This window comes from Nonomuraea sp. NPDC049129, from assembly GCF_040648495.1.
Classification (GTDB): domain Bacteria; phylum Actinomycetota; class Actinomycetes; order Streptosporangiales; family Streptosporangiaceae; genus Nonomuraea.
Window position 1 is genome coordinate 386,248 of sequence record NZ_JBEZDU010000007.1, and the last position, 12,564, is coordinate 398,811.

Here is a 12,564-nt window from a genome sequence, read left to right on the forward strand (position 1 = left end):
GATAACCTCACCGAGTGATGGAGAGCTCTTTGCCAGACCTTGAGGCGATCCTCCTGGTCGGAGGGCAGGGCACGCGCCTGCGTCCGCTGACACTGGGCACGCCCAAGCCGCTGCTTCCCACCGCCGGAGTGCCGTTCCTGGCACATCAACTGGCCCGTGCCCGATCCTTCGGGGTGCGCCGGATCGTCTTCGCGACCTCCTACAAAGCCTCGATGTTCGAGCCCGTCTTCGGTGACGGGGAGGCGTTCGGGCTCTCGCTCGAATACATGACCGAGGAGACGCCGCTCGGCACCGGCGGCGCGATCCGCAACGCCGCCGAGGCGCTCACCTCGGGTCCTGGCGATCCCGTGCTCATACTCAACGGCGACATCCTGTCCGGCCACGACATAGGCGACCAGGTTCGCACCCATGTGGACCGTTCCGCTGCTGTAACGCTCCATCTGACGGAGGTCGACGATCCGACCCGGTTCGGCTGCGTGCCCACCGACGACGACGGGCGGGTGACCGACTTCCTGGAGAAGACGCCCAACCCGGTGACCAACCGCATCAACGCGGGCTGCTACGTGTTCACCCGCTCGGTCATCGACCAGATCCCCAGGGGCGAGGTCGTGTCCGTCGAGCGACAGACCTTCCCGGGGCTCATCGAGTCGGGCGAGCTCGTGCTGGGCTACGCCGACCGCACCTACTGGCTCGACGTCGGCACGCCCGCCGCGTTCGTCCGCGGCTCGCGCGACCTGGTGCTCGGCCGGCTGGCCTCGCCCGCGCTGCCCGGCCCGACCGGCGAATACCTGGCGCTCGACGGGGCCGTGGTCTCGCCGGAGGCCAAGGTGCAGGGCGGCTCGACGGTGGGGGCGCGCGTCGTGGTCGAGGCGGGCGCCTCGGTGCTGGGCAGCGTGCTGGCCGACGACTGCGTGATCCACGCGGGCGCGTCCGTGACGGACTCGGTGGTGGGCCGGGGGGCGCGGGTGTGCGCGGGCGCGGTGGTGTGCGACGCGGTGATCGGCGACGGCGCGGTGGTGGGCCCGGGCAACGAACTCCAGGCAGGTGTACGCATTTGGCCTGGCATCGAGCTTCCTGAGCGCGCTGTTCGCTATTCAAGCGACGTCTAAACCCTTTTTTCTTCCTGTACGGCAAGCGGTGGGCACCCGCCACCCGCCATACAGGGCAGGGGGGCAGACCGTTAGGGCCACCGGCACTCGGAGGCCGACAGGGGCGGCAGACTGTAGGAGTGATGGAGCGTTGGTGGGTGCCCGAGGGTGCGCTGGACCTGGGCCTTGTGCTGGGCCCGCACCGGCGCGGCACCGGCGATCCCACCTGGCGCACCACGCACGACGGTGCCGTGTGGCGCACCTCCCGCACCCCCGATGGGCCCGGCACGCTGCGGGTGAGCATCCGGGCGGGGAGCGTGTGCGGACAGGCCTGGGGGCCGGGCGCCGCGTGGCTGCTTGAGGCGTTGCCCGCGCTGCTCGGGGCCGATGACGACGCCTCGGGGTTCAGCGTGCGACACGCCGTGCTGGAGGACGTGGCCAGGAAGCACGCGGGGTTGCGCATCGGCAGGACGGGCCGGGTCATGGAGGCCCTGGTGCCTGCCGTACTTGAGCAGAAGGTCGTCGGGCGTGAGGCGTGGCGGGCCTGGCGGTGGTTGCTGAACCGCTATGGGGAGCCCGCTCCGGGACCCGCGCCCGACGGGATGCGGGTCGTGCCCGAGACGGGCGTGTGGCGGGAGGTGCCGTCCTGGCACTGGCATCGGGCCGGTGCCGAGGCCGTGCGGGCCAGGACGATCGCCACGGCGGCCTGGCACGCCGCCAAGCTGGAGGCCGCCGCCACCAGCGAGGAGCTCGACCGGTTGCTGCGGGCTCTGCCGGGCATCGGGGTGTGGACGTCGGCGGAGGTGCGTCAGCGGGCCTTCGGCGATCCCGACGCTGTGAGCGTGGGCGACTTCCACCTGGCCACGCTGGTGGGCTACACGCTGACCGGCGAGAAGACCGACGATCCTGGCATGATGCGGCTGCTGGAGCCCTACATGGGCCACCGGCACCGGGCGACGGTCCTGATCTACCTCACCGGGCTGCGGCCGCCCGCGCGCGGGCCGAGAATGCCGGTGCGCGACTACCGCGCCTTTTGACCCTCCCCTAGGTGCGGGTCGTGAACCCAGCCCGTCGTAGTGTGCCGGTATGAGTCTCGTAAGTGATTCCGCACTCCGCCGTGCTCTCGCCCGGGCCCGCGACGGCAAGACCCTCGACGTCACCGAGGCGGCCGTGCTGCTCCACGCCCGCGATGAGCACCTTGACGCGTTGCTCGAACACGCCTCCCGGATCCGGGATGCCGGATTGACGGCGGTCGGGAGGGAGGGCGTCATCACGTACAGCAGGAAAGTGTTCATCCCGTTGACCAGGCTCTGCCGGGACCGTTGCGGTTACTGCACGTTCGCGACGGCGCCGAACAAACTGCCCGCGCCGTTCCTGAGTCCTGACGAGGTGCTGGAGATCGCCGCCCAGGGGGCGGCGATGGGGTGCAAGGAGGCGCTGTTCACGCTGGGGGACCGGCCCGAGGACCGCTGGCACCAGGCCCGCGAGTGGCTCGACGCGCACGGCTATGACGACACGCTGTCGTACGTGCGCGCGATGGCGATCAGGGTGCTGGAGGAGACCGGGCTGCTGCCGCACCTGAACCCCGGCGTGCTGAGCTGGCGCGACCTGCAGCGGCTCAAGCCGGTCGCGCCGTCGATGGGCATGATGCTGGAGACGACCTCGCGGCGGCTGTTCGAGGAGAAGGGGGCGGCCCACTACGGGTCTCCGGACAAGGATCCGGCGGTACGGCTACGCGTGCTGGAGGACGCGGGCCGCTCGAACGTGCCGTTCACCACCGGGATCCTGATCGGCATCGGCGAGACCATCGAGGACCGAGCCGAGTCGATCTTCGCGATCCGGCGGGTGGCGCGCGAGTACGGCGGTGTCCAGGAGGTCATCGTCCAGAACTTCCGCGCCAAGCCCGACACCGCCATGCGCGGCCTGCCGGACGCCGACCTGCAGGAGCTGGCCGCCACGATCGCGGTGGCCCGGCTCGTCCTGGGGCCCCGGGTACGGCTGCAGGCGCCGCCGAACCTGGTCGACGCCGAGTACGAGCTGATGATCCGGGCCGGGATCGACGACTGGGGCGGGGTGTCGCCGCTGACGCCCGACCACGTCAACCCCGAGCGGCCGTGGCCGCAGATCGACGACCTGGCGGCACGGACCGGGGAGGCGGGGTTCCAGCTGCGGGAGCGGCTGACGATCTATCCGGAGTATGTGCTGGCGGGGGAGCCGTGGCTGGACCCTCGGCTGTTCGCGCACGTGGCGGCACTGGCGGATCCGGTCACGGGGCTGGCGCGGGAGGACGCGGTGCTCCAGGGGCGGCCGTGGCAGGAGCCGGATGGGGGATTCGCGGCTTCTGGACGGGTGGATCTGCACGTCGAGGTGGACACGACGGGCCGGACCAACGACCGGCGCGACGACTTCGACAACGTCTACGGAGACTGGGAGGCCCTGCGCGAGCGCCTGGACTCCGGCGCGGCTGGGGGGCATACGCCGTCCGAGGTGCGGGCGGCGTTGCGGCGGGCGGAGGCGGATCCGGCGGGGTTGAGTGAGGCCGAGGCCGTGGCGTTGCTGTCGGCCGACGGCGGGGCGCTCGACGAGCTGGCCCGCATCGCCGACGACCTGCGCGCGCAGGCGGTCGGCGACGAGGTGACGTACGTCGTCAACAGGAACATCAACTTCACCAACGTCTGCTACACCGGCTGCCGCTTCTGCGCGTTCGCCCAGCGCAGGACCGATGCCGACGCCTACACGCTCAGCCTGGACCAGGTGGCCGACCGTGCGGAGGAGGCGTGGCGGGCCGGGGCGACCGAGGTGTGCATGCAGGGCGGCATTCACCCCGACCTGCCGGGCACCGCCTACTTCGACCTCGCCAAGGCGGTCAAGGCCAGGACGCCGGGCATGCATGTGCACGCCTTCTCCCCGATGGAGGTCATCAACGGCGCCAGCCGGACGAACCTGTCCATCGAGGACTGGCTGCACGCGGCCAAGGAGGCGGGCGTCGACTCGCTGCCGGGCACCGCGGCGGAGATCCTCGACGACGACGTCCGCTGGGTGCTCACCAAGGGCAAGCTGCCCACCAAGGAGTGGATCGACGTCATCACCACCGCGCACCGGGTGGGCATCCCGACGACGTCCACGATGATGTACGGCCACGTGGACACCCACGTGCACTGGGTCAGGCACATCAAGCTGATCAGGCGGCTGCAGGAGGAGACCGGCGGGTTCTCGGAGTTCGTGCTGCTGCCGTTCGTGCACACAAGCTCGCCGATCTACCTGGCGGGCGTCGCCCGGCCGGGCCCGACCGCGCAGGAGAACCGGGCCGTGCACGCGCTGGCCAGGATCCTGCTGCACGGCGCGATCTCCAACATCCAGTGCTCCTGGGTCAAGCTCCAGGACGACCTGTGCCACCAGGTGCTCCAGGGCGGGGTGAACGACCTCGGCGGCACGCTGATGGAGGAGACCATCAGCCGGATGGCCGGGTCGGAGAACGGCTCGTACAAGACGATCAGCGAGCTGCGCGCGATGGTCGAGGTCACCGGCCGGCCGGTGCGGCAGCGGACGACGGAGTACGGCCGGCCCGACGACGAGCGGCTGGCCGCGTCGGCGGCGAGCGACGGTGTCTGCCAGAGCGTCAGGCGGGTACTCCCGATGGCGTAGTTATAACAAGTTCTACCGAGTCTTGCGCCAGTCGTGGGCGGCGCTGGAAGAATCGGCAGTCCCCGAAGAGAGGTGCACCGTGCGGCTGGGTCGACACCGGGCGGCGCTGCCCGCCGAGCAGCGCCGCAGGAAGGCACTGCAACGCGGCCTGCTGGCGGGGGCGGGGGCGCTGGCCATCGTCACCGCCACCGTGGTCGTGCTCTTCGGCGGAGCCGGCGCGCTGTGCACGACACGAGAGCCTGTTCTGGTCAGCGTGGCCGCCGCGGTGGACATCGCTCCGGCGGCCATGGAGGCGGCCGGGAAGTTCAACGACGCCAAGAACTCGATCGGCGGCCGGTGCGTGCTCGTCCAGGTCACCGAGCAGCCTCCGGCCACCGTGCTGCGTACGCTGATCGGCGACCGGGCCGGCGTGCTGCGCGAGCGGCCCGACGGCTGGATCGCCGACTCCTCCGCCTGGATCCGGTTAGCCCGCAAGCAGGGCGCGAGCGCGCTGCCCACGGGGGAGAGCGTGGTGGCGACGTCGCCGCTGGTGTTCGCCACGCGGTCGTCGCTGGCGCAGCGCTTCTCCGTCGGCAAGACCGAGATGAACTGGCGGATGGTCTTCCCCTCCACCGTGCGGGGCCGGCTCACGCCCAACGCCAACGAGCCCGACATCGTACGCGTGCCCGACCCGTCGCTGGTCGGCGCGGGCATCGCCACGGTCGCCGCCGCCAGGGACGTCGTGGGCAACGGGCCCGAGGCCGACAAGGCGCTGACCGCGTTCGTCCGCTGGGCGCAGGCGGGCTCGGCGCCCGACTATCGCTCGATGCTGGCCGCTGTGGACGACCACACGTTCTGGCAGCGGCCGGTGGTCATCGTGCCCGAGCAGTCGGTGTGGACGCACAACCAGCAGCCGTCGGCCGATCCGGTCGTCGCGCTGCGCCCGCGTGAGGGCACGATCAATCTCGACTACCCGTACGTCGTCACCGCCACCGACCCCACGGTCGCCGAAGCCTCGACGCTCTTCGCCGACTGGCTACGCGGCGCCGAGGCCCAGGATCTGGTACGGCGGGCCGGCTTCCACTCGGGCGACGGCGCGCAGGGCCCGATCTCGCCGGGGCCGGAGATCCCGACGGGCGCCCCGAAGACCCGGCCCTCGGTGTCGCCCGAGGACATCGACGAGGCACTGCAGGCGTGGAGCAGGCTGGCGCCGCCGACGAACATCCTGGTGCTCGCCGACACCTCCAAGCACATGGCCGAGAAGCTGAAGGACACCACCCGGCTGGGCGTCTCGCTGGCCGCGGCCAAGATCGGGCTGCGGCTCTTCCCCGACACCACGTACATGGGGCTGTGGGAGTTCGCCGTCGGGCTCGGCCAGGCCAAGGGCTACCAGCAGCGCGTCAGCATGGGACCGATCAACCGCCCCGAGAGCGGCCAGCTGGTCCGCAGGAGCGTACTCGACCAGCTCACCACCACGATCACCGCGCATCCCGACCGTGACAGCTCGCTCTACGACGCGATACTCGGCGGCTTCCACGAGGTCGCGGGCAAGTATCGCGCGGAGATGAACAACACGCTCCTGGTGATCACCGCGGGCAAGGACGACGGTCGCGGCATCAAGCTGCCGCAGCTGATCAGCAAGCTCCGCGAGGAGTGGGACCCGAACAAGCCCATCCAGATCGTCATCATCGCCTTCGGCAACGCGGACCGGGCGAGCCTGTCCGACATCACGTCGGTCACGAACGGCTCCCTGCACATCGCCCAGCAGCCGGACGAGATCATCGACGTCTTCCTCGCCGCGCTCGCCCGCCGCCTGTGCCACCCCACCTGCAAGCCGACCACGTAATGAGGGGGCGCCGGGAAGCCCCGGCACCCCCTCGCTCGCTCGTGAACTCCGCGCTAGACGCGCTGCCATAGCGCCGGTACGTTCGGCGGCTCCCATCCGGGGAGTGAGGTGTGCGCCTGGATGCACTTGTACGACAGCCCGGCGTACGTGACCATCGCGCCCACCGCGTACGCGACATTCGGCGCCCAGGTGCCACCCGGCGAGGTCACCGTCGGGGTCGGCGTGGGCGTCGGGGTGGGGGTCGGAGTGGGTGTGGGGGTCGGGTTCCCGCCGCCGCCGCCGAACCTCAGGTCGACGCAGGAGTAGAAGGCGTTGGACGTGTCGGCGATGTTCCAGATCGCCAGGACCTTCTGCCGGCCGCTGTAGCCGGCGAAGTTCACGGTGTGGGTGACCGTCGCCGGTGGCTGGGCTCCTCCGTCGTTGAACGAGGCGACCCGGGTGTTGCCGATGAAGTACTCCCAGGTGCTGGTGGAGTGCCTGGCGGTGAGCGTCCACCTGAAGGTCACCGAGTTGCCGACCGAGGTGACCGGCCAGGGCTTGGACTCGTCGCTGAGCTGGGCGAAGCGGGCGTTGTTGGCGTGGCAGTTACGCAGCCCCTTCGGCCCTTCCACGCTCTGCGGCTCGTAGATGATGTCGCCGCAGTTGGGCACCTGACCCTGCGCGCAGAACGCCTGACGGCTGGGCGGGGAGTTGATGTAGCCGTGCGCAAGGGCCGGCTCGGCGACGTAGACCATGGCGGCGATCGAGACCACCGCCACGGTGAGTAACGTGAGCATCCTTCTCATGGAGTGCTCCTTTACATGGGGGGATGCTCCGAATGTAAAGGAAACCTTATTAACGGTAAATGGCCCCTTGACTGCCTTTGACTGGCTGTCAGCGCGTCAGGATGAAGTCCTGGGGATCGCGGGGCGGACGGTCCCGGGGCGGGGCCGCCGCGTGGCCCACCGCGACGCAGCCCATCGGGTCCCACGACTCCGGCAGGTCGAGCACCTCGCGCACCACCGGGCGGCAGAACATCGTGGACGACACCCACGCCGAGCCGAGTCCCTCGACGGCCAGCTGGATGAGGAAGTTCTCGACGCCCGCGCCCGTCGCCACGATGAACATCTCGCGTTCGGAGGCGTTGCGCCGCTCGTCACGGTAGGTGTGTGAGCCCTCCATCACCAGGCACGGCACGACCAGGTAGGGGGCGTTGCGCAGCACGTCACCGCGCCTGACCCGCTTGGTGATCGACTCCTCGGTGAACCCGTCGGCCCGCAGGTCGGCGATCCAGGCATCACGCATGGCGTCGAGCAGCTTCACCTTCGTCTGCGCCGACTCCACGAGCACGAACCGCCACGGGGTCGTATGGTGCGGCGCCGGCGCGGCGATGCCCGCCGCCACCGCCCGGCGTACGGCATCGGAGTCGACCGGCTCGGCGGAGAACTCCCTGATCGTCCGGCGGGCGAACACCACGTCACGCGAGCCATAGCGGAACATGTCCTCGTCGGCCGGCCGGACCAGCGCCCGGACGCCCGGCCCGTCCTCCTCGGTCACCAGGTGGGACAGGCCGCGTACGACGGCCATGGGCACGCCCGCGAGCTTGCCCTTGACCAGCTCGGCGGCGGCGGCGATCTCGTCGATCAGGGCGGTCACGGTGGCGTTGAGCGGGTTGCCGTGGGTGTCGGCGCCGCCGCGCAGGTCTTCGAGCGGGGTCACGCCGGCGGCGCCGATCGCCACGTCGGTCAGCCCGTGGCGCCACGGGCGGCCGAAGGTGTCGGAGATGATCACGCCCACCCGTGCGCGGGTCGCCAGGGCCGCGCGGATGCGCTGGGCGGAGGCGTCGGAGTCCTCGGGGAGCAGCAGGACCGTGCCGGGGGCGGTGTTGGAGGCGTCGACCCCGGCGGCGGCCATGACGAAGCCGTGGCGGGTCTGCGAGATGACGGTGTCGCCGCGCCTGGCCACCACGCGCTCGGTCTCTTCGGCGATGGCGGCCAGGCGGTCGGGGGCCTGGCGGACCCGGCCCTCGGCCTTGCTCACGATCTTGGAGGTGATGACGAGAATGTCGCCGTCACGCAGGTCGGCGTCGCCGAGCAGGGCCGCGATGTCGTCACCTGGCCGCACCTCACCGATGCCCGGGACTCCGAACACCTCGACACGACCGGCCGGACTCATGGGGGTCATCGGGCGAGCTCCAGGGCCAGGTCGAGGGTGGCGCGGGCGATGTCGGCCGCCGCGTCGGCGTCGTGCATGATCAGCGGGCGTGACTCCACCCTGACCCCGTCGAGAGCGACGCTGGAATCCTCCTCGGCGACCAGCCAGCCGTCGATCAGCTCCGCGCCGTAGAGGTCCAGCACCGCCTGGGCGCTGGTCTCGACGCCGATCGCGGTCAGGCAGGCGTCGGCCATGCCGCGCACCGGCGCCCCGCCGATGATGGGGGAGACGCCCACCACGGTCTTGGCCAGCAGCGCCTCGCGGATGCCCGGCACCTGAAGGATCGTGCCGATGCTCACCACCGGGTTGGACGGCGGCAGGATCACCACGTCGGCTTCCGCGATGGCCTCCAGCACGCCGGGCGCCGGCTTGGCGGTCTCGACCCCGACCAGCGCGATCGACTCGGCGGGGATGGCGGCGCGCAGGCGTACCCACCACTCCTGGAAGTGGATCGCCCGCCGCCCGCGCTCGTCGGAGACCACGACGTGCGTCTCGCAGCGGTCGTCGCTCATCGGCAGCAGGCGCACGCCCGGCTGCCAGCGCGCGCACAGCGCCTCGGTGATCTGGGAGAGCGGGTAGCCGGCCTCCAGCATCTGCGACCGGACGATGTGCGTGGCGAAGTCGCGGTCGCCCAGCCCGAACCACTGCGGTTCGACCCCGTAGGCGGCCAGCTCCTCCTTGACGGCATGGGACTCCTTGGCGCGGCCCCAGCCCTGTTCCTCGTCGATGCCGCCGCCCAGGGTGTACATGACAGTGTCGAGGTCAGGGCAGACGCGCAGGCCGAACAGGGTGATGTCGTCGCCCGTGTTGCCGATGACGGTGATCTGGGCGTCGGGGGCCGTCGCCCGCAGGCCACGCAGGAAGCGGGCGCCGCCGATGCCGCCGGCGAGGGACACGATGTGCATGCGGACCAGTCTCGCACCGGCCACCGACACGCCTGTCTCGGGAGGCGGCTTTACAACGCTTCGGTCTCCGAAAAACCCAGCAAACCATGCTTTATGTGGACGTCTAGCACGTAAGAGGTTGCTCGGACATCCGCCGCCAAAGTCATCGATGTGGCAAACTCCCTTCGGGCCAAAGGGTCCGATGGGGGTACTTGTGAGCAAACTTGACGTCGCCCGGCTGAGGGAGCCGGCCGCCTGGCTCATGCTCGCCGGCGGCGGACTGAACATCCTCGTGGCCATCGGCAAGGTCCTGGTCAGCTCTTCGGGCTCCGTGGTCGCCGACCTCTCCTTCGCGGACCGTGCCTTCAGCAACTTCGCGAACTTCACCAGCCCCGTCACCACGGCGCTGCTCCTCGGCTCGGTAGTGCTGCTCACCAAGGTCGGCACACCGTCGTCCCAGGCCAAGCCGGTCGCGTTCGGCGCGGCGGCCATGCTCGGCATCGCCACCCTGTTCGGCGCGATCACGCTGATCCTCGGGCTCTTCGCGGGCAGCGGTGCGCGGCTGACGGCGGAGTTCGTGATCAGGGGCGTGCCGGTGCTCGCGCTGACGGCCATCGCGCTGGTCTACCTGCTCCCACAGGTCCTGCCCGACCGCCCCGCCGTCCAGCCCCAGCAGGGGTACGGCCAGCAGTTCCCCAACGCCCCTTACGGTCAGCAGCCCCCCAGCCAGCAGCAGCCGTACGGTCAGCAACTCCCCGATCAGCAGTCTTACGGTCAGCAACCCCCCAGCTATGGCGGCCAGCCCGAGCAGCCCGGCTACGCCCAGCAGCCTGCGGGCCCTGGCGGCCAGCCTGAGCAACCTGCTTATGGCCAGCAGCCGCCGAGCTACGGCGGTGAGCAGCCGGGTTATGGACAGCAGCCACCCAGTTACGGCGGTCCGGCTGTGGCGGAGCAGGCCGGTCAGGCCGGTTATGCCCAGCAGCCGCCCAGCTTCGGTGGCCAGCCGGACGGCTTCGGAGCTCCGGCGGAGCAGCCGGGCTACGGCCAGCAGCCTCCGGGCCCTGGCGGCCAGCCTGAGCAGCCCGCCTATGGTCAGCAGCCGCCGAGTTATGGTGGCGCGCCCGAGCAGCCCGCTTACGGCCAGCAGCCGCCCAGCTTCGGCGGCCAGCCCGAGCAGCCCCCCTACACTCCTGAGCCGGCCTCGACCCCCCAGCCGGTCACCGTCGCATTCCCCGCCACGACCGACCGAGACCAGCCAGACCAGGGCTTCCCCCAGCCCCAGCCCCAGCCTGGCTTTGGCCAGACGGACCCGAGCTTCCCGACGCCCGACGGCGGCCACCAGCCGAAGCCCGAGTACCAGCCCGCCCCCTACGTCCCCGCGGACAGCCAGCCGAGCGCCTTCTCCCAGCCGTTCAACACACCGGCCAACCAGGCGATCACCTACAACACCCCGGATAGCCAGGCGATCCCGTACAACACGCCGGACAACCAGCTGATCCCGTTCAGCACACCGGACAGCCAGGCGGCTTCGTACGTCCCCGCGGACAGCAAGCCCAACGCCTACGCCCCCATGGACAGCCAGGCGAACGCCTACCAGACGGTCGACAGCCAGCCGAACCCGTGGGCGCCCGCCGACCCAGCCCAACCCCCGGCGCAGAACCAAGCCCCGCCGCAGCCCCTGTTCGGCCAGCAGCCTTTCGGCCACAACGCCTTCGACCAGCCGCAGAGCCAGCCCCAGAGCCAACCGCAGGGCCAGCCCTTCACCGGCTTCTCGGGTCACGAGTACGCCACCCCGGCCGCCTACCAGGAGCCCGACCCGCCGGTGGACCCGCGTTCCCAGCAGCTCCTGGACGCCTACCAGCAGGCCGAGACCTACCAGCACTCGGCGGCCGGCGCCCCCTCCGACCTGCGCGTTCCCGACTACGCGAGCCAGCAGCAGGCCAGGCCGTACGACGACCCCTTCGGGCACCCGCAGCAACAGCAGCCGGGCTACCCGACGCAGCCTCCGGCCCACCAGGCGCCCGCCCATCAGGTCCCTTACGAGCCTCAGCCGGCTCAGTACGAGCCGCAGCCCTACCAGCCGCACCACCAGTCGCAGCCCCAGGCGGCCGGATGGGGCGACCACCCGGCGGAGTCCACTGTCCGGCTCGACCAGTCGATGTTCCGTGGTGACGCGCTGGGTGGCGACGCGCCCCGGCAGGGAGACGACCCGATCGACCCCACGGCCATATACAGCCCCAACGAGCCACGCAGGTAAGAGACCGTTAAAGCACGGCTAGAGAGAAGGTGGGCCACGGGCGGAAGTCTCTCCCGCCCTGGTACGGTTCGGACCACTGCCAGACGTTGCAACACCCCAGGCCAACGCCATGGAAACAGGGACGAGGCCGGGGTGCGAACATCACATGCCATGCACACCGGGGCGAGATCTGGTCTTTCCCCGGATACCGGCATGCCGCTTGACTCCACGTACGGCACACGCGTGTAATTACAACCATGTTGTTACGCCTTCCTGTGGGTGGGTAGTAAGGAAGGCGTTCCATGGGGGGCTCCATTGCGGGCGGGCGGCAGGGAGGTGTGCAGTGACCGATCTGGTCATCGCACAGGATGAGCTTGACGCTGAAGAACTCGGCTGGCAGGAGCGTGCGCTGTGCGCTCAGACGGATCCGGAGGCGTTCTTCCCGGAGAAGGGCGGCTCCACCCGAGAGGCCAAGAAGGTCTGCCGATCATGCGAAGTACGTGCGGAGTGCCTTGAGTACGCACTCGAACACGATGAGCGGTTCGGCATCTGGGGTGGGCTGTCCGAGCGGGAGCGCAGAAGGATCAAGCGAGAGGCCGTTTAGGGATATAAGGGTTAGCGATATATGGGATATATGAGAAGGGGTCGCACGGGCTGCCGTGGGACCCCTTTTCGCATGCGTGGTGGGCGGGT

General features: G+C 70.3%; 9 protein-coding genes. 6 read left to right on the top strand and 3 right to left on the bottom strand.

Features of this window, described 5'->3' with window-relative positions; all coding sequences use genetic code 11:
• Positions 1–17 precede the first annotated feature (17 nt).
• From AB0B64_RS24530 to AB0B64_RS24545, 4 genes are all read left to right on the top strand, one after another.
• Positions 18–1,109, top strand: a complete 1,092-nt coding sequence (locus tag AB0B64_RS24530) for an NDP-sugar synthase (RefSeq protein WP_357949007.1) — start codon at positions 18–20, stop codon at positions 1,107–1,109.
• A gap of 122 nt (positions 1,110–1,231) precedes the next feature.
• Positions 1,232–2,125 carry a DNA-3-methyladenine glycosylase 2 family protein gene (locus AB0B64_RS24535; RefSeq protein WP_358179826.1) on the top strand — a complete coding sequence of 298 codons (894 nt, stop codon included), beginning with the start codon at positions 1,232–1,234 and terminating at the stop codon, positions 2,123–2,125.
• A gap of 49 nt (positions 2,126–2,174) precedes the next feature.
• Complete coding sequence (locus AB0B64_RS24540; protein WP_357949013.1) at positions 2,175–4,733, top strand: bifunctional FO biosynthesis protein CofGH; 2,559 nt, start codon at positions 2,175–2,177, stop codon at positions 4,731–4,733.
• Positions 4,734–4,812: 79 nt separating this feature from the next.
• Complete coding sequence (locus tag AB0B64_RS24545; protein ID WP_358179829.1) at positions 4,813–6,558, top strand: substrate-binding domain-containing protein; 1,746 nt, start codon at positions 4,813–4,815, stop codon at positions 6,556–6,558.
• A 53-nt stretch (positions 6,559–6,611) separates the two neighbouring features.
• Here AB0B64_RS24545 and AB0B64_RS24550 read toward each other — a convergent pair whose 3' ends face one another.
• From AB0B64_RS24550 to cofD, 3 genes are all read right to left on the bottom strand, one after another.
• The gene (locus AB0B64_RS24550) at positions 6,612–7,343 is read right to left on the bottom strand and encodes a lytic polysaccharide monooxygenase (RefSeq protein ID WP_358179832.1); all 732 of its coding nucleotides are present in this window, start codon (positions 7,341–7,343) and stop codon (positions 6,612–6,614) included.
• Between the two features lie 88 nt (positions 7,344–7,431).
• Positions 7,432–8,712, bottom strand: a complete 1,281-nt coding sequence (locus AB0B64_RS24555) for a coenzyme F420-0:L-glutamate ligase (protein WP_358180071.1) — start codon at positions 8,710–8,712, stop codon at positions 7,432–7,434.
• A gap of 5 nt (positions 8,713–8,717) precedes the next feature.
• Complete coding sequence (cofD, locus tag AB0B64_RS24560; protein ID WP_358179835.1) at positions 8,718–9,656, bottom strand: 2-phospho-L-lactate transferase; 939 nt, start codon at positions 9,654–9,656, stop codon at positions 8,718–8,720.
• 193 nt (positions 9,657–9,849) lie between these two features.
• Between cofD and AB0B64_RS24565 the strand changes: the two genes are divergently transcribed.
• Together AB0B64_RS24565 and AB0B64_RS24570 are read left to right on the top strand one after the other, a co-directional pair.
• Entirely contained in the window at positions 9,850–11,892 is a 2,043-nt protein-coding gene (locus AB0B64_RS24565; protein ID WP_357949024.1) for a hypothetical protein, read from the top strand.
• Positions 11,893–12,214: 322 nt separating this feature from the next.
• On the top strand, positions 12,215–12,475 hold the full coding sequence (locus AB0B64_RS24570) for a WhiB family transcriptional regulator (RefSeq protein WP_214633495.1): 261 nt from the start codon (positions 12,215–12,217) through the stop codon (positions 12,473–12,475).
• The last annotated feature ends 89 nt before the right edge of the window (positions 12,476–12,564 follow it).

What these genes read in the sequence shown, in the direction of transcription:
- AB0B64_RS24530 (WP_357949007.1), top strand. Translation starts at nt 18, where the DNA reads ATGGAGAGCTCTTTGCCAGACCTTGAGGCGATCCTCCTGGTCGGAGGG.
- AB0B64_RS24535 (WP_358179826.1), top strand. Translation starts at nt 1,232, where the DNA reads ATGGAGCGTTGGTGGGTGCCCGAGGGTGCGCTGGACCTGGGCCTTGTG.
- AB0B64_RS24540 (WP_357949013.1), top strand. Translation starts at nt 2,175, where the DNA reads ATGAGTCTCGTAAGTGATTCCGCACTCCGCCGTGCTCTCGCCCGGGCC.
- AB0B64_RS24550 (WP_358179832.1), bottom strand. Translation starts at nt 7,343, where the DNA reads ATGAGAAGGATGCTCACGTTACTCACCGTGGCGGTGGTCTCGATCGCC.
- AB0B64_RS24555 (WP_358180071.1), bottom strand. Translation starts at nt 8,712, where the DNA reads ATGAGTCCGGCCGGTCGTGTCGAGGTGTTCGGAGTCCCGGGCATCGGT.
- cofD (WP_358179835.1), bottom strand. Translation starts at nt 9,656, where the DNA reads ATGCACATCGTGTCCCTCGCCGGCGGCATCGGCGGCGCCCGCTTCCTG.